This window comes from Bacillus sp. 2CMS4F (genome assembly GCF_023161785.1).
Lineage (GTDB): Bacteria > Bacillota > Bacilli > Bacillales > Bacillaceae > Bacillus > Bacillus halotolerans.
In genome coordinates this window covers 151,837-168,702 of record NZ_JALNTO010000004.1, presented here as the reverse complement: position 1 = coordinate 168,702, position 16,866 = coordinate 151,837, and the positions used below count along the sequence as shown (strand labels likewise).

Sequence of the window (16,866 nt, the reverse complement as noted above, 5' to 3'; positions counted from 1 at the left end):
TCTAAGATACAGGAGCGAATCAAATTCGTCTATCCCAATGGCGGTGGGCGGCAACTGCTTCGATAAACGCTTTGCTGAAGCCGGTGTAATCATCTTCGTCTTTTGCTGTCACAACGCCCGGCCCCTCTGTTGTGCCGACAGCTGATTTGAGGAGGTCAACTCCTTCGTTTGCCGCGCCGACCGCCTTATAGTGATTGTAGGCTTCTCTGATAAACGCCATCGCTTGTTTATCTTCTTTTAGTTCAGGTCCTCCTGCGGCATAAACCGCGTCATACAGAACAGAGTCTGTCGTCAGTAATGTGCAGCTGACCTCAACCTGCTGTCCGGCGCCGCTTGTGATGTGCCCCAGCGTTTGACTGATGATATCCGCTGTGATCCCTTCTTGTTTTAAGGCGTCCAGCACTGTTTGCAATTCTTTTTCATCAAAACCATCCCCGGCGAGAACCGCGACTTTTCTCGTTGACGCTGTTTTCACTGTACGGGCTTGGCTTAACGCAGGTGAGGTAAGGATTTCTTTTGATGCTTTTCGTTTCGCCGGCGGCGCCACACCTACTCCTTTGGCGATTTCTTCTGCCAGGACAGTATCTACGTTGCTGAAGACATCTACGACCTGCCGCTGCACATCTTTGCTTTTGACCTTCCCGACCTCGAAACAAAAGGCGGAAATGATGTGCTTTTTCTCAACCGGTGACATGCTGTTCCAGAACAGTTTTGCCTGTGAGTAGTAATTATTGAAACTGTCGCTCCGCTGGCGGATCTTTCTGCCTTCTACTTTCTCCTGATAGTGGACGTAACCGCCTTCTTCGGCTGACGCAGGAGACGGGTCATTGTTCTGCAGAGAGTTTTTATGATAAGCGACCGGCCCCTTGTTGATGGTCATCCGGTGATAACCGTCGTACTGGTTGTTATGAAACGGACATACCGGGCGGTTAATCGGAATCTCGTGAAAGTTCGGGCCGCCGAGACGGATCAGCTGTGTATCCGTATAAGAGAAAAGCCGTCCCTGCAGCAGCGGATCATTTGTGAAGTCGATGCCCGGCACCACATTTCCGGGGTGGAATGCGACTTGCTCAGTTTCAGCAAATACATTATCCTGATTGCGGTTCAGTGTCATTTTCCCAATGATCTTCACCGGCACAAGCTCTTCCGGCCAAAGCTTCGTCGGATCAAGAATATCAAAATCAAATTTGAATTCATCTTCTTCATCTATCATCTGCACGCCTAGCTCATATTCAACAACGTCGCCGTTTTCAATCGTTTCCCACAGGTCGCGGCGGTGGAAATCAGGGTCTTTTCCGGCAATTTTCTGCGCTTCATCCCATACGAGAGAATGTACGCCGAGCACCGGCTTCCAATGGAATTTCACGAAACGCGCCTTTCCTTGTTCGTTCACAAAACGGAACGTGTGAACGCCAAAGCCCTCCATCATCCGGTAGCTGCGGGGAATGCCTCTGTCAGACATCGTCCACATCACCATGTGAGCCGACTCTGGATTATTGGCGACAAAGTCCCAAAACGTATCATGAGCTGTCGCGGCCTGAGGCATTTCATTGTGCGGCTCAGGCTTAAACGCATGCACCAAATCCGGGAACTTGATCGCATCCTGAATAAAGAACACCGGAATATTATTGCCTACTAGATCATAGTTTCCTTCTTCGGTATAAAATTTCGTCGCAAAGCCTCTGGCGTCACGCACCGTGTCAGCGGAGCCTTTGGAGCCCGCAACTGTTGAAAACCGGACAAATACGGGTGTCTTCACCGAAGGGTCCTGAAGAAATTTCGCCCGGGTGAACTCTGTCATCGGCTCGTAAACCTGAAAAAAGCCATGCACGCCATACCCGCGCGCGTGCACGATCCGTTCAGGGATTCTCTCATGGTCAAAATGGGTCATCTTCTCCCGAAAGTGAAAATCCTCCATCAACGTCGGACCGCGAACTCCGGCTTTTAACGAATGTTCGTCCTCAGACACCCGTACACCTTGGTTTGTCGTCATTTTCTTTCCGCTGTTATCAACCCTGTACTGTTCGAGCTGCTCGTCTTTTGAGTGTTCATTGACTCGTTTGTTTTGATCATCACTCATGTCTGCTCCCCCTTTTCCTATTCCAGATCTCAAAAAATAAACATTCTACAGCACATTTACCCGTGGCGATCTGCATATAAACTGCTCATCTGCTCTCTAGGTTTTTAGGTCTACTTGTCAACATGAGGTCATAAATATTTGAAATAAGCCTTCTGGAGGTGTGGAAGCGCTTACTAAAATTGTGCTGTTGAATGGGGGAGGTCATATCGTGCTTGCCATACTTGGTTTTGTGATGATCATTGTCTTCATGTATCTTATTATGTCTAACCGGCTTTCCGCTCTTATTGCCTTGATTGTCGTTCCTGTTGTGTTTGCCCTGATCAGCGGATTCGGCAAAGACCTGGGCGATATGATGCTTCAGGGTGTAACAGGCCTCGCTCCGACAGGCATCATGCTGTTATTTGCGATCCTGTATTTCGGCATTATGATTGATTCAGGTTTGTTCGATCCGCTCATTGCCAAAATCTTATCCCTTGTCAAAGGAGATCCATTAAAAATCGCTGTCGGCACAGCGGTGCTGACGATGACCATTTCGCTGGACGGAGATGGGACAACAACGTACATGATTACCATTGCTGCGATGCTTCCGCTATACAAACGGCTCGGCATGAACCGGCTGGTGTTGACGGGAATTGCAATGCTCGGGTCGGGAGTCATGAATATTATTCCGTGGGGAGGGCCGACTGCAAGGGTGTTGGCTTCTCTAAAATTGGACACGTCAGAAGTCTTCACTCCGCTGATTCCTGCTATGATCGCCGGCATTCTCTGGGTGCTTGCCGTAGCCTATATTCTTGGAAAAAAAGAACGGAAACGGCTCGGCGTCATTTCAATTGAACACCAGCACGCGTCCGATCCGGATACAGCGCCGCTCAAACGCCCCGCTCTCCAGTGGTTTAACCTGCTGCTGACTGTCGTGCTGATGGCCGCTTTGATCACCAGCCTGCTCCCGCTTCCTGTTCTTTTTATGATCGCATTTGCTATCGCCTTGATGGTGAACTATCCGAATGTAAAAGAGCAGCAAAAGCGGATCTCAGCGCATGCAGGAAATGCGTTAAACGTTGTCTCCATGGTGTTTGCCGCCGGCATTTTCACAGGCATTTTGTCGGGCACAAAAATGGTAGACGCGATGGCGCATTCTCTCGTATCACTCATCCCTGACGCCATGGGCCCGCATCTGCCCTTGATTACAGCCATCGTCAGCATGCCATTTACCTTTTTTATGTCGAATGACGCCTTTTACTTCGGTGTTCTGCCGATCATCACAGAAGCCGCCGCTGCTTACGGAATAGATGCCGCAGAAATCGGCAGAGCCTCTTTGCTGGGCCAGCCTGTGCATTTGCTCAGTCCTCTCGTTCCTTCCACTTATTTATTGGTCGGAATGGCGGGCGTCAGCTTTGGCGACCATCAAAAATTCACGATCAAATGGGCCGTGGGAACAACCATTGTGATGACGATTGCGGCACTGCTGATTGGGATTATTTCGTTTTAACGTGAGAAAAGGATTTCCGCTGCCGGAAATCCTTTTTTGGTCATTTAATTGATATATTTTATGACAGGCAAGCTTTCAGCACCTGAAGCATAGTAGTAATTTAAAACACTGAAAAAGTCTATCGCTTTGCCGGTTTTCAGATCAACGATCAATATATGGTCCCCATAGTTCTGATCATCCGCATCCAGCCTTCTAGGTGTTTTTTTACCTAACGTATCAAGGAAAGAATCATCATAACCTACCCCGGTCTGATAAGCTGATACATGATGCATAAAAAGCGTGCCTGTGTCTAAGTAAACCATGATGGCTGAGCTTGAACTTGCATAACTCGAACGATAAGTGACAGGGTCAGAAATATTTTTAACCTTCACATCAGAAATGGAATGGGTGCGCTGATTATACCCGCCTCCATAGGAAAAATAATATTCTCTTTCCCAGTCTAATGAAGATGTTTTCGTATTAGAATTGTACAGCAATGTACCATTAGCATAAACGGAACCGTCTCCATACTCAGCAACAAAGGCTTGTAAATTAGACGTTACCGATTTTACACTTGAATAATTTGAAGGGTTTTTCGCATTTAACTGAATGTTATATGAATCTCCCGTCGTTCCTTCAGAGTAAACCCGGATCATATAATCGCCAGCGGGAAGCTCTTTTAAAAGCACTAAGTTCCCTGCTGCCATTGATATATTAGACGGCTGGGCTTCTCCTGTATCCCAATTGACAACATACAATTTCAGATGGTAATCGCTGTTGTCTGAAAGAATTCTTGTGATAAGGGTTCGATCTGACGAAGTACTGAAAAAGTACATATCATCAGGATTATTTTCATCAAGGACAGAGGTTGTATTGAAAACCTGGTCATCGGAGTTGTACATGGAACTTGTTTTAAAAACATTCTCATTCGAAGGCTTCTTCACTTTCATCTTTTCTGTTTTATTGTCCGTTTTAAGGCTTACTTGCTTCGCTTGATTTAATGAAACACCCTCAGTTTCCTTTTGTTTTTTCAGTTTTTCCTGCTGCTCCATGATTGATTTATCTTTTAACACACTTTGCGCTGAGGCAGCATTTGAACTCATACATAAACTAAAAACAACAAGCAACACAGTACACAAAAAAGGCAGTGAAACAATTTTTTTGTTCTTCATATACAAACCCCTTTCCAATTTTATACTATACATATCGGCAAGGAGCTCGGATCATTTACATAAATATATTTATTTTCATAAATTGTTTATTTTTTCTACCGGTTCAATGCCCCGCCATTCGAAGCAATCAGCTCTTTATACCAATAAAAGCTTTTCTTGCGAATACGGCGCAGGTCTTTCAGGTCGAATTCATCCCGATTGACATAGATGAAGCCGTAGCGTTTAGAACAGCCCTGGTGAGTGGAAATTAAGTCAATCGCAGACCACGGTGAATAGCCGAATACGTCAACGCCGTCTGTAATCGCCCATTGAATTTGTTCAATGTGCTGCTTTACATAATCAATCCGGTAATCGTCATTAACCGTATCATTTTCTTCGAGTTGATCGAAAGCGCCTAGCCCGTTTTCTGTGATGATCAATGGCAGCTGGTAGCGGTCATAGATTTCACGAAGTGTGGAACGGAATCCAACCGGATCAATTTCCCAGCCGAAATCGTTTTTCTTCAGGTTCGGGTTGGCGCTGCCGCGGTAGACGCCGTCTTCCCCCGTTTTCAAATGCTGGTCTCCGCCGCGCGCTGTTTCGTCCGAGCCGTCGCCTTTGCTTGCTTCCGCCGTTTGAGACGTGTAGTAGTTAAATGCGATAAAATCAGGCTTCGCAGATCGCAGAATCTCCATATCACCATCTTCAATGACTGGCGTATAGCCTTTTTCTTTCATATATGCCCAAGCTGTCGTGTTATAACGCCCGTGAACCGCCATATCTAAATAGAGCCAGTTGCGGATTGCATTGTAGTTGAAGGCTGCGACAACATCTTCCGGTTTTGAAGATGCCGGGTAAATCAGCGCAATGTTTGGAGCTGGCCCGATCTTGGCTTCCGGCAGCATCTCATGGCATAGATTCATAGCCTTCGCCTGTGCCACCAGCATGTGGTGATTTTGCTGATACAGTTCTTTTTTCGGGTTTTTCAGATTCGGATCAAGTGTGCCCAGCGCACTTCCATGCAGGATCATCATGTTTTGTTCATTGATTGTCAGCCAGTACTTGACACGGTCACCGAAGTGTTCAAACAGCACCTTCGAATACCGTTCAAAAGCGTCAATTGCAGATCGCTTTGACCAGCCTCCTTTTTCCTGCAATGCATTCGGCAGATCAAAGTGATACATCGTGACGATCGGTTCAATCTTATATTTGAGCAGCTCATCAATCAGATTGCTGTAAAATTCAATCCCCTTTGGATTGATGTCTCCGTCGCCATCAGGAATAATGCGCGTCCAGGCGATAGAAAAACGGTATGCTTTAAAGCCCATTTCAGCAAACAGCGCAACGTCTTCTTTATAACGGTGATAATGATCGCTGGCTACCTTAAAATCAGTCGTTCCCTCAGGATAGCTGTCGCGGGCGTCAATCACTGAAGGTCCCTTTCCATCTTCGTTCCACGCGCCTTCAACCTGATAAGCAGAAGTTGATGCTCCCCACAAAAAGTTCTCCGGAAATGCCGCAAGTTTGTTATAGTTCATCGTTTGTTCCTCCAATGTTTTAGATTAAAGAAAGAATTCTTTCTTCTGTTTTGACTTGCTTTTGATCCGTTTGAATGACGTCGGTATATTGATCTGTGTTTGTGATGATGATCGGCGTGTTCATATCAAATCCTGCCTTTATTAACTCCTCTAAATCAAATTCAGCCAGCAGATCGCCTTGTTTGACGGCTTGCCCCTGCACCACTTTAGGATAAAAGTGTTTTCCTTCCAGCTTCACCGTATCAAATCCGAGGTGAATCAGGATTTCTGTTTCCTGATGGGTGATCATGCCGAATGCATGGCCAGTCGGGAAAACAGTCGTTATCACGCCATCTGCCGGAGCCACCAGCCGGCCTTTCTCCGGCAAAATCGCAATCCCCTTTCCAAGCGTCTCCGATGCGAACACCTTATCCTTCACTTCCGCTAACGGAATCACGCTTCCTTCTAACGGACTGCTGATCTGCTCATGATGTGTGGCAGGTGCTGGCGGTTCCGTTTTGGCATCTGCTTTTTCCGCGGGATCTTCAAATCCGACAATGTACGTTAGGATAATTGAGAGAATAAAAGATACCGAGATTCCCAAGATAAAGCCTGCAAACCCCTGTCCGTAGAAAATCGGGATGGTCAATAAACCCGGCGCGCCTGAAGCGATGGCCACACTGTGAGCCTGCCCGATAATCGCCCCGCCAACAGCCGCACTGATGACACCGCATACAAAAGGTTTTTTCAGTCTGAGCGTCACCCCATAAACGGCAGGTTCCGTAATGCCGAAAATTCCGGTGACAGCGGCGGAGCCCGCAAGCGCCTTCATTTTTTTATTTTTCGTTTTTAACATGACCCCGATGGCGGCACCTGTTTGGGCAAACACAGCAGCTGCTGTAGCCGGTTTGATAGAATCCTGCCCGTTAACCGCGATATTGTTTAAAATAACCGGCACGATGCCCCAGTGAATGCCGAAGATGACAAGGATCTGCCAAAGGGCTGCGATCACGGCACCGGCCAGCATCGGATTAAAATTAAAGATCGCCAGAATCACAGCCGCGATGCCATTCCCGGCATTTACGCCAATCGGCCCGAACACGATTAATGTGAGCGGCACGACCGTCACTAAACAGATCAGCGGCGTGATGAAGGTTTTTACACTGTCATGAATCAGCCTGTTTAGAAACTTCTCCATGCAGCTCATCACGAAAATCGCCAGGATGATCGGTATGACGGTTGATGTGTAATTCATTAAAACAACAGGAATGCCAAAAAAATCGGTATCCGCATTGCCATTCTTCAGTTCAATAATGGTTGGATAGATGAGCGCCCCGGCAACCGTGACAGAAACAAACACGTTTGCGCCGAATTTTCGGGCAGCTGTAATGGCAAGCAGCAATGGCAGAAAATAAAACAGGCTGTCCGCGGCGGCGTACAAAATCGTGTAAGTTGTATCCTCAGTTTTGAGCCAGCCGGCATTTGTACAGATCATAAGCAGGCCCTTTAAAATTCCCGCTCCCGCCATCACGCCAAGCAAAGGCGTAAAAATGCTCGATACGATATCAACCAGCCGGCCGAACAGATTCCCTTTCTGAGCAGAACGCTCTGTTTGGTCATCCTGCAGTACACTTGATATCTTTCCAATCTCGCGATACACCTCGGAAACATGATTACCGATGACCACCTGAAACTGCCCGCCGCTTTCCACAACAGTCACGACATCGTCTAAAGCTTCTATTTTTTCTTTGTCTGCTTTTGAGCGGTCGTTCAGCGTAAAACGCAAGCGCGTCGCACAATGTACAAGTGAACGCACATTTTCTTCCCCGCCGACCAATTGTAATATGTCTCTGGCTGCTGCCTGAATCCCCATTTTCCCCTCATCCCTTCCGCTGAAAAATAAAAAACCTAAACTACCCCTGCCACATTAGGAACAAGTAGTTTAGGTTTTGCCTGCTGACCAGTAACAATCCTATAAAACTTCATCATTCGATTTTTCTTCAATTTTGCTTCATCACCATCCCCTGAAAAAAATAAAAACCTAAATTACCACCAGCGCAGACAGAGTCCTCCGCACTCATCGTAATTTAGGTTTTGCCTGCTTATCAGTAACAATCCTAAAATCATAATATATTGATGTAAGAAGAAATTAACACACGAAAATAAAAATGTCAACGCTTTCATCATGTTTGTTTGACGACCCTTTCAATATGAATCGTTAAGTACAGCAGCTCGTCCCTGGTGAGTTTGTGTTCATATTCGTGTTCCATATACGCTTTGATTTTCTTCGTGCAGTCATACGCGCGATGATATTTTTCTTTCACCGTTTCCAGCAAAAAATCGTCCTGGCTTTCCAGGTAGGTTCCGTTAAAAAGACGCTGCGCGAAAAACTTCAGGTGAGTGACAAACCGGTAATAATGCAGCGATTCTTCATCAAATTCAATATTAAAATGATATTTTACAATACTTAAAATCTCTTGCATGACTTTTGTAATGTTCATGATATTGGGCATCTCTTCATTGAGTTCGGCATTCACGATATGGAGGGCAATAAAACCTGCTTCATCCTCCGGAAGGGAAACACCTGTCTTGTTTTTCACCATGTGCAGCGCTTCTTTGCCGATCGCAAACTCATCTTTGTACAGCCGTTTGGTTTCCCACAGCAAAGCATTTTTGATATCAAGACCCTTTTTATTGCGCTGTATGGCAAAGTTAATATGATCGGTCAGCGACACGTAGATGCTGTCGTTCAGCTTTTTTCCAAGCTGTAATTTCGCATAGCTGATAATGTCCTCACACACTTCCATACACTCAAGCGGTATTTCATACAAAAGGGTTTTAAATTTCTCTGATACATCCTTGTTATCGAGAGTGAACACCTTCTCAATGCGTGCTTCATCGACCTCGTCGCCGGACTTTTTTTGGAACGCGAGCCCTCTGCCCATGATGACCAATTCGTTCCCTTGTTCATTGACCACACTGATCACGTTATTGTTGATCACCTTCGCAATCTTCATGACATGTCCCTCCAATCAGCTAAGAACAGACTACACCTTGATTGTACATTCTTTTTGTACTAGGTCAATATCTTCAGGGAAAGAGCAGCGATCGGTCAATATACTTCACTCAGCACCGTCTGCCTGCTCTGTTTCTGAAGCAGCGCCTCAAGATGGCGTTCAAAGGATTCCTTATCTGCCCCCTGCTTCTTGACTATGCCATTCATTAAGTTGATGCTTTCGGCATTGTATTTCGTATATTGTTTTTTCAGCTGATCCAGCTGTTTTCTTGTTTGTTTAGCGTTTTTCGGTGTGACCTGATTGATGAGCGCGATCATGCTGCCGGTAATCTCAAAAAAGGTGTCTCTATTGTCTTTAAGCTGTTGATTCTCATTGCGGCTCTTTTCTTGATTGCGGGTTTTTTGAAGCATTGCGAATGCCTCGCTGTTTTGTTTTTTGAGCCGACCGTTTTCGAGTTTAATTGATTCAAGATTTTTCTTCGCTATATCTGCTTCCTCTTCTGTCATGCTGCTGCGAATGAAATATTCAGGGTTGCCGATCCCATAATCAAACGTCTCGCTTACGTGTATCATAGAACTGAAAACAACCGCAAGCTGCATATCGTTTGATAGGGTCTGAAAGTCTTGCTTTTTCTTGCTGCCCAATGATTTTATCATGCTTTGTTTGATCGTCTTTTGATCATGATGGGCGGCGTTCTGAACATTGCTTTCGCTTTCACATGCGCTCATCGCAAGAACAGCGACCAGCAGGCTTATCAACAAGCCTATTCGCCTCATGCTCTGTCTCCTCTCTGCTGAAACTCTTCTGGAAAATGCGGCAAAATATAGTTAAATCGTACCAGATATATGATGTGTCAGCAATAAACCAAAAGTATTATTTGACCTTTATAGAACATAAACATTTTGTAAAAATTGACCGCGGCTCCATCCTTTTCCATGCGGTTTCTCGTACAATAGAAGTATCGTTACTGGGGAGGGGCTCTGCAGATGAAACGTTTTACGAAACAAGAAAACAGCTGGGTTGTATATGACTGGGCAAACTCTGCTTATTCCATTGTCATCACAACCGCGGTATTTCCGTTGTTTTATAAATCAGCCGCTGCGGAAGGCGGTGTCAGCGCTGCTCAATCAACTGCTTATTTAGGTTATACGATAGCGATTTCTACCTTTATTCTCGCCATGCTCGGCCCGATTTTAGGAACCATCGCCGACTATGAAGGCTGCAAAAAAAAGTTCTTCGGCTTCTTTGTGTCAGCGGGTGTCGCCAGCACCGCGGCGCTTGCCTTTATTCCAAGTGAACATTGGCTGCTTTTGCTGCTGTTCTACACCATATCGGCTGTCGGTTTTTCCGGCGCCAATGTATTCTACGACGCCTTCCTCGTTGACGTCACGCCTGAGGAGCGAATGAATCTCGTCTCCGCCCGCGGCTTTGGCTTAGGCTATATCGGCAGCACGATCCCATTTATCCTCAGCATCGCCGTCATCCTGCTCGCACAGGCAGAAACGATTCCGATGTCTGTGTCTGGCGCAAGCCAGCTGTCCTTTTTTATAACGGCCGCTTGGTGGGGACTGTTTACCATTCCGATGCTGAAACACGTTCATCAGCGCTATTACATCAAAAGAGAACCCCGCATCATAGCCAACAGCTTTAAACGCCTCGGACAAACGATGAAACGGATCCGGCAGTACCGGGCGCTGTTCCTCTTTCTGCTCGCTTATTTCTTTTATATCGATGGAGTCGGCACCATTATTACGATGTCGACCTCCTACGGGTCAGATTTGGGCATCAGCTCCACAAGTCTCCTGATCATCCTGTTTGTCACTCAGGTCGTCGCCGCGCCGTTTGCCATTTTATACGGAAGGCTTGCGGAGCGCTTCACGGGGAAAACAATGCTGTACGTTGGCATCGTCATGTATATGATTGTCTGCGTATATGCGTATTTTCTGGAAACGACGCTTGATTTCTGGATTCTAGCCATGCTTGTCGCCACCTCGCAGGGCGGCATTCAAGCATTAAGTCGCTCCTATTTCGCCAAGCTCGTCCCGAAACACCATGCAAATGAATTCTTCGGCTTCTACAACATTTTCGGAAAATTCGCCTCGATTATGGGGCCGCTGCTCATCGCCGTTACCGCCCAGCTTACCGGAAAATCATCGACCGCGGTGTTCAGCCTGATCATTTTGTTTGTGATCGGCATTGTGGTTCTTGCCTTTGTGCCGGAAGAAAACAGCACCAATGTCAGCCATCACGAAAATGACCTGCCCCTTTGACTGGAGCAGGCCGTTTTTTTATTTATTCGCTTTATTCACCTTAAGCTTTTTCCCTTTGACGGTTGTATTCTTCATGGCTTTGAGAACATGAGGGCCTTTTCCGTTTAAAATTTCCACGTACGAGGCGTTATCCATGATCGTAATGATGCCAATGTCATCAGCAGAAACCCCGTCGATTTTAGCGATCGTTCCGACAAAATCAACGGCTCTGATTTTCTTTTTCTTTCCGCCGTTAAAATACAGCTTCATAATGTCTTTATTCAGCTCTTCGCTCTTGTCTTTTTTAATCGCCGGACGGTCTTTCAGTTTAGCGAGAAAATCCGGTTTCTTTTTTGCGACCTCCTCTTGGGATGGGGCTTCTAATTTCTGAATCCCAAATCCGATATAGTCTTCTATTTCAGTCAGGAACCGCTTTTCAAACGGCGCCACAAATGAAATCGCTTTTCCCTGATTTCCGGCTCGGCCTGTCCGTCCTGTACGGTGTACGTAGCTTTCTTTCTCAAGTGGCAAATCATAGTTGATGACAAGGGCGATATTTTCGATATCGATCCCCCGCGCGGCGACGTCTGTCGCGACTAAATAACGGTACTCGCCTCTTTTAAATTCATTCATGACGTCAAAGCGGTCTTCCTGAATCATCCCGCCGTGAATTTTATCGCATGGATATCCTAAGTCATCCAATTCATCAGTCAGCTGATTCACATGCTCTTTCGTCCGGCAGAAAATGATGCAGCTGTCCGGGTTCTCAGTGACGAGTACATCCTTCAGCAAAGAAAATTTATGCTCTTCTCTGACTTGAATCACCGCATGTTCAATATTCCTTGTGGTAAGACCAGCCGCTTTGATTTCGATATGCTCTGGGTTTTGCATATATTGACGGCTTAATTTCTCAATATCCTCTGGCAGCGTCGCAGAAAACAGCATCGTTGTGCGCTGAACCGGGAGATGCTTGATAATCGCCTCCACCTGATCGATGAAGCCCATATTCAGCATCTCATCCGCTTCATCAATGACCAGATAGGATAGGCGATCCAGCGGCAGCGTTCCTTTTTCAATATGATCCAGAACGCGGCCCGGTGTGCCGACAACGATATGGCTTTTTTGCTTCAGCTCGGCTTTTTGTTTATCAAAAGATGATTTTCCAAATACAGCTGTCGCTTTGATTCGTTTAAATCTTCCGATGTTCGTGATATCCTCTTTTACTTGCACGGCAAGCTCACGGGTCGGCGTCAGCACCAGTGCCTGCGGTTTGTTTTCATCCCAATCCGCCAGCTCGCAGAGAGGAATGCCAAACGCAGCCGTTTTCCCGCTTCCCGTCTGTGATTTGACGACAAGATCTTTTCGTTCAAGAGCTGCCGGAATCACGTTTCGCTGCACCTCGGTCGGTTCTGTATACCCCAGTCCTTCCAATGCTCGTAAAATGTCTTGACTGATTTGATAGTTTTTAAAATGACTCATGTATAAACTCCTGTCTCTTGCAGATGTTCTCATTATACTCTAATTAACGGCGGCGTATGTGTTTTGCTGAAAAATGACGTTTTAGAAGCCATCAATTCCCTGTCTTTTTAGTTCCTGAACGGCCAATCGCGCCAGTGCATCGGCCCCCGATCGGTTCGGATGAAGCGTATCGCCATCCATATAAAGCGCGAGCGTTTTTTCCGGACCGATCGATGTAAAGTAAGATGAACTGAGGACATTCAGGTCAATAAGCCTTGTTTTTTCTTCTTCGGCCAAAGCCAAAATAGAAGCCCTGTACCATCGGTTTACAGAGGAATGGATGCCTTCAGAAGTAAAGTCTGTCGCCCGGCCTTGCGGTGTTGAAAGAATCACGTCCGCGCCCTTCGCTTTCACCTGGCGGATCATATCACGCATGATGTCCTTAAACTCAGCTTCAGATTCATTATGCTTCGGGTTTGTATCGTTAATGCCGAGCTGCAAAATAAAGTAATCTCCCGGTTTCATGTACTTCAAGATCGCCTCAAGCTGTCCGTCATTTCGAAACCCTCTCGCAATCTGCCCGCCTGACGCCATGTTTCTCACTTGAAAGGTATGCTTGTCGACATAGTGAGGCAGCATTTGCCCCCAGCCCGCCTGCTTGCTGCTGTTGAGCGGATAATAATTGCACACCGTTGAATCGCCGCCGACATAGATCGTTCGGTTTGTCACCGGCTGATCAGACAATTTCTTGATCTTCAAGGCGCTGAGCGTAAAAGCCGTACCCGCCTTGCCTTCAGTCACCAGCAGATTCAGCTGCCCGTCGGTGACAGGAATTTGGAACGTATCCTCCGCACCGTCTCCCGTCATATTGATGACCTGATACACGCCTTCCGCCGCCACGCTTGCCCTCGCCGTATTGCCCAGCGTCACCTTCACCTCATACAGGCCATTCGGAAGATCCACATTAAACGTGTTATCGCTTTTCGTCCCATACGCCAAAAATTGAACCGCATCACTTTTCACGCCCGTCCCGGATGCCGCCACATCCTTCATATGTTCCGGCGTTTGAAAACCGTAGCCCTTTGACGGGTTATAACGGTCAGACGCCCTGACACCAATGTAATCAGGCTCAGCCGAACCGCTCCCAAAGTCAAACTGATACACCTTCGGCTCAGACGCCTTCAAACTCTCCGCCCCGCTGAAACACAACATCAACATCATCACAAAACCCGCCGTTATCCATTTTTTCATGAAGAATCCCCCTCTATGAAAACGCATTCATTAATGCATACTCGGTGATTGTTTCTTTATGATGACTGAACACAGAAAAAAATTGCATTGACAAAAGAAAAGGAAGATTTTATTATATCAATAAATGATATATCATTAGTTGATATAATAAATGAGGTGACCGCTTGCCAAAGCAACGTCCGCAGGAAATGGATCAGCTTACCGATCCAGCCTATTATATTGTCTTAACCTTGCTGGAGCCAAAACACGGATATTCGATCATGCAGGAGATTGAGGACATGACCGATGACTCCTTTACGATCGGCCCAGCTACCTTATATACATTGTTAAAGAAATTATTGCAGGAAGAGATCATAGAGCTTGTCAACAACGAGAACCCGCGCCGCAAAGTGTACCAGACAACCCTGCACGGCCAAGCATTACTCAAAAAAGAAATTCAGCGCAGAAAAGTGATGGCTGAACACGGCGAACGCGCTTTTCAACAATTGAAAGGGGATTCATCATGAAACAGAAAAAATATATGATGTCCGAAGGCTTGGCTTTTTCAGAAGAAAAAGATATGAAGAAACTCAGCGATATGGCCAGCAAAGGCTGGTTGCTCGATTCATTTGCGGTTATGGGGTATAAGCTTAGAAAAGCTGAGCCGCGGAAGTTGATCTACAGTATTGATTATCATGATGTTGGGGAAGAAAGCTTGGCGGAATACACCGAGATGTTTGAAGCGGCCGGATGGGAACGTGTTTGCTCTTCACAAGGTATGCATATCTTTTCGGCTGAGCCTGGGACTTCGCCGATATACAGTGATCAATCCACCATGAGAGAGAAATATAAAAGAAGCGAAAAAGACGTTCGAAATGTCACCTGCACCTTGAGTTTCCTGACTCTCTTGTCAATTGCACTCCATTATTTGACCGGGTTATCAAATTGGGTGCCTTTGGCTTTCCTGGTTGTGACTTTTCCGTTTCTCGTGACATATGCGGCAACAAAAGCAAGAACGCTTGGAAAGTGGGGAAAATCAGTGTGACTTCTTGTCACACTTGATTACATCCCACCCTCCGCAATAGAAACTCATTTGGTTTCCTTGATCATACACATAATAACGGAGCCTTTCCCATTGATCATCAGTCGGTAAAATCTCCAATTCAATCCTATCGATGGATTCAAGATCATCCAGTCTCGATGCACTGATGTCTTCAAACCGTAAATGAATGTCACTGGTTTGAGCAGATAGTTTTAATTCAAACACAGGTATATGAATATAACGATCATCTTCTTTCATATAGAAAGAAAACTCGTTTAATGTAAATAGACCTGTATCCGTGTGAGAAAGATGCTGTTTCATTTTCTCGTATTGTGTGATATTCAAATGGATTCCTCCTACGTTTCATCGCCGACCATATAGATCTCCGCAGCGTCGTATTCAAACCACATGATCCGTTCGCCCGAGTCCGTCAGGCATTGGGGTTTCCCTTCGGAAAAATAGCTGTTATCTGGTTGAGGATCAGTGATCAGAAAAACATCATCATTGATAGAAACTAACAGAAAGAGAAAATCTGCAATGCTCCGGTCTGTTTCATGTACTACGCATTGGAAATGAAATTGCCTTTTCGCCAGCTTCGTCACTTTGTAAGCATAGCCTTTGAAAAACTCTGACAGGTCTTCTATAAATGAACCACCCGTTATCACCTGTATCATGATTCGCTCACAGGCAAGCCCTTGCCAAAAACGATAAAACGACTCTGCATCTTCAAGTTCGCATGACATAACGGTTTGGTCAGGCTTAAGCTCGATCATGTCCAAATTGCCAATACTGCTTATAGAGGTTTTTTCCATAAAATCCTCCTTATCAGTTGGATAGCGCAGCGCAAATCTCTTGTCTGACTTGCTCATATAAAAGAATGTGATGATACAGATCGGTATCGTTTTTGATCATATCCGGCGGGATGTTAGGATACAGCTCAAAAAAGCCTTTCTCCAACGAATGCCGCTGATGCCGGGGCATCCTTTTATTCGCCAGCACATAACCCAAACTGCCAGCAACAAGCATAAAAAACTCATATATTTCCGCTTCAAAGCCGTACAATTCACCAGGATACGGCGTTTCTTCAAGCTCTTGCTGTCTTTTTCTCAGTTTTTGAAGCACGCTGGATCCTCTCCCTCCGCACATGTTAAATAACAAACTCATTTATCTTGAAACAGAATAGGCGGATCATTATCTATCGCCTCCAACAGCTCCTCACCAAATACAGTGATTGTACATTTCCACGGATCACCCAAAAGCCCCCAAGAAAAATCCTGATGAAAAAAGAAATAATAGTCTCCGTTTGGAAATACCGGAACAGGCCATTCGCCAAATTCATCCTTAGGCATTGTCTGGTGAGGGCTAAAGATATAGCCGTCATGCTGCCAGTCTAATGCGTACATCACATCGTTCTTTCCAGTACATGATTGAAATGCTTTTAAAATAGAATTCTCTAAATCACTCAGCACTCCGCTCACATCATTATGACCAGCTTTACTGCTCAACCCGCTTGAGATATCAAACACTCGATATGGATCAGGCGGGATGATATGATGACATCTGCTTCCGGGCTTCCATTTTATGAGCTGGTTTACTTCTGACCAGATGCTGTCTTGTTTTGTCTGACTTAAAGCGCGCCAATTCATCATGATCT

15 protein-coding genes and 1 pseudogene are annotated in these 16,866 nt (G+C 45.9%); 4 read left to right on the top strand and 12 right to left on the bottom strand.

The features are described 5' to 3' along the window. Nucleotides 1-19: 19 nt before the first annotated feature. Nucleotides 20-2,080, bottom strand: a complete 2,061-nt coding sequence (locus MTN95_RS09065) for a catalase (protein ID WP_248337878.1) — start codon at nt 2,078-2,080, stop codon at nt 20-22. A gap of 208 nt (nt 2,081-2,288) precedes the next feature. On the opposite strand from MTN95_RS09065, the gene citH reads away from it, so the two are divergent. Next, on the top strand, nt 2,289-3,569 hold the full coding sequence (gene citH, locus MTN95_RS09060) for a CitMHS family transporter (RefSeq protein WP_248337876.1): 1,281 nt from the start codon (nt 2,289-2,291) through the stop codon (nt 3,567-3,569). A gap of 44 nt (nt 3,570-3,613) precedes the next feature. On the opposite strand, the gene MTN95_RS09055 is transcribed toward citH, so the two are convergent. From MTN95_RS09055 to MTN95_RS09035, 5 genes are all read right to left on the bottom strand, one after another. Continuing rightward, entirely contained in the window at nt 3,614-4,720 is a 1,107-nt protein-coding gene (locus MTN95_RS09055; RefSeq protein WP_202853301.1) for a hypothetical protein, read from the bottom strand. A 95-nt stretch (nt 4,721-4,815) separates the two neighbouring features. Then, nucleotides 4,816-6,237, bottom strand: coding sequence for a glycoside hydrolase family 1 protein (locus MTN95_RS09050; RefSeq protein WP_248337874.1), 1,422 nt, complete (start codon nt 6,235-6,237; stop codon nt 4,816-4,818). 19 nt (nt 6,238-6,256) lie between these two features. Then, nucleotides 6,257-8,089 carry a beta-glucoside-specific PTS transporter subunit IIABC gene (locus tag MTN95_RS09045; RefSeq protein WP_248337871.1) on the bottom strand — a complete coding sequence of 611 codons (1,833 nt, stop codon included), beginning with the start codon at nt 8,087-8,089 and terminating at the stop codon, nt 6,257-6,259. 310 nt (nt 8,090-8,399) lie between these two features. Beyond that, nucleotides 8,400-9,233: a BglG family transcription antiterminator LicT gene (licT, locus tag MTN95_RS09040; RefSeq protein ID WP_202853304.1), complete on the bottom strand. Its 834-nt coding sequence runs from the start codon at nt 9,231-9,233 to the stop codon at nt 8,400-8,402. 95 nt (nt 9,234-9,328) lie between these two features. After that, entirely contained in the window at nt 9,329-10,009 is a 681-nt protein-coding gene (locus MTN95_RS09035) for a hypothetical protein (RefSeq protein WP_202853305.1), read from the bottom strand. Nucleotides 10,010-10,219: 210 nt separating this feature from the next. Between MTN95_RS09035 and MTN95_RS09030 the strand changes: the two genes are divergently transcribed. Continuing rightward, nucleotides 10,220-11,503, top strand: a complete 1,284-nt coding sequence (locus MTN95_RS09030; RefSeq protein ID WP_227598510.1) for an MFS transporter — start codon at nt 10,220-10,222, stop codon at nt 11,501-11,503. Between the two features lie 18 nt (nt 11,504-11,521). Here the strand turns inward: MTN95_RS09030 and MTN95_RS09025 are convergent, their stop codons facing one another. Next, nucleotides 11,522-12,961 (bottom strand): DEAD/DEAH box helicase, encoded by a 1,440-nt coding sequence (locus MTN95_RS09025; protein ID WP_248337869.1) that lies wholly within the window; start codon nt 12,959-12,961, stop codon nt 11,522-11,524. Nucleotides 12,962-13,042: 81 nt separating this feature from the next. Continuing rightward, nucleotides 13,043-14,191 carry a rhamnogalacturonan acetylesterase gene (locus MTN95_RS09020; protein ID WP_105954517.1) on the bottom strand — a complete coding sequence of 383 codons (1,149 nt, stop codon included), beginning with the start codon at nt 14,189-14,191 and terminating at the stop codon, nt 13,043-13,045. A gap of 164 nt (nt 14,192-14,355) precedes the next feature. Between MTN95_RS09020 and MTN95_RS09015 the strand changes: the two genes are divergently transcribed. Both MTN95_RS09015 and MTN95_RS09010 read left to right on the top strand, forming a co-directional pair. Further along, complete coding sequence (locus MTN95_RS09015; protein ID WP_105954518.1) at nt 14,356-14,697, top strand: PadR family transcriptional regulator; 342 nt, start codon at nt 14,356-14,358, stop codon at nt 14,695-14,697. After that, the gene (locus MTN95_RS09010; protein ID WP_248337867.1) at nt 14,694-15,215 is read left to right on the top strand and encodes a DUF2812 domain-containing protein; all 522 of its coding nucleotides are present in this window, start codon (nt 14,694-14,696) and stop codon (nt 15,213-15,215) included. The genes MTN95_RS09015 and MTN95_RS09010 overlap by 4 nt, the downstream gene beginning before the upstream one ends. Nucleotides 15,216-15,428: 213 nt before the next feature. On the opposite strand, the pseudogene MTN95_RS09005 reads toward MTN95_RS09010, so the two are convergent. From MTN95_RS09005 to MTN95_RS08990, 4 genes and pseudogenes are all read right to left on the bottom strand, one after another. Beyond that, a pseudogene (locus MTN95_RS09005) lies at nt 15,429-15,557 on the bottom strand (hypothetical protein); the annotation flags it as partial. An 11-nt stretch (nt 15,558-15,568) separates the two neighbouring features. Then, complete coding sequence (locus MTN95_RS09000; RefSeq protein ID WP_248337865.1) at nt 15,569-16,024, bottom strand: hypothetical protein; 456 nt, start codon at nt 16,022-16,024, stop codon at nt 15,569-15,571. 13 nt (nt 16,025-16,037) lie between these two features. Further along, complete coding sequence (locus tag MTN95_RS08995) at nt 16,038-16,334, bottom strand: YxiJ-like family protein (protein WP_248337863.1); 297 nt, start codon at nt 16,332-16,334, stop codon at nt 16,038-16,040. Between the two features lie 38 nt (nt 16,335-16,372). Beyond that, entirely contained in the window at nt 16,373-16,861 is a 489-nt protein-coding gene (locus MTN95_RS08990) for a DUF2716 domain-containing protein (RefSeq protein ID WP_248337861.1), read from the bottom strand. Nucleotides 16,862-16,866: the final 5 nt, after the last annotated feature.

Bases quoted from the DNA above. Each gene is read 5' to 3' on its own strand.
- MTN95_RS09055 (WP_202853301.1), bottom strand. From the start codon at position 4,720: ATGAAGAACAAAAAAATTGTTTCACTGCCTTTTTTGTGTACTGTGTTG.
- MTN95_RS09030 (WP_227598510.1), top strand. From the start codon at position 10,220: ATGAAACGTTTTACGAAACAAGAAAACAGCTGGGTTGTATATGACTGG.
- licT (WP_202853304.1), bottom strand. From the start codon at position 9,233: ATGAAGATTGCGAAGGTGATCAACAATAACGTGATCAGTGTGGTCAAT.
- MTN95_RS09025 (WP_248337869.1), bottom strand. From the start codon at position 12,961: ATGAGTCATTTTAAAAACTATCAAATCAGTCAAGACATTTTACGAGCA.
- MTN95_RS09000 (WP_248337865.1), bottom strand. From the start codon at position 16,024: ATGGAAAAAACCTCTATAAGCAGTATTGGCAATTTGGACATGATCGAG.
- MTN95_RS09035 (WP_202853305.1), bottom strand. From the start codon at position 10,009: ATGAGGCGAATAGGCTTGTTGATAAGCCTGCTGGTCGCTGTTCTTGCG.
- MTN95_RS09045 (WP_248337871.1), bottom strand. From the start codon at position 8,089: ATGGGGATTCAGGCAGCAGCCAGAGACATATTACAATTGGTCGGCGGG.
- MTN95_RS09010 (WP_248337867.1), top strand. From the start codon at position 14,694: ATGAAACAGAAAAAATATATGATGTCCGAAGGCTTGGCTTTTTCAGAA.
- MTN95_RS09020 (WP_105954517.1), bottom strand. From the start codon at position 14,191: ATGAAAAAATGGATAACGGCGGGTTTTGTGATGATGTTGATGTTGTGT.
- MTN95_RS09065 (WP_248337878.1), bottom strand. From the start codon at position 2,080: ATGAGTGATGATCAAAACAAACGAGTCAATGAACACTCAAAAGACGAG.
- MTN95_RS09050 (WP_248337874.1), bottom strand. From the start codon at position 6,237: ATGAACTATAACAAACTTGCGGCATTTCCGGAGAACTTTTTGTGGGGA.
- MTN95_RS08990 (WP_248337861.1), bottom strand. From the start codon at position 16,861: ATGATGAATTGGCGCGCTTTAAGTCAGACAAAACAAGACAGCATCTGG.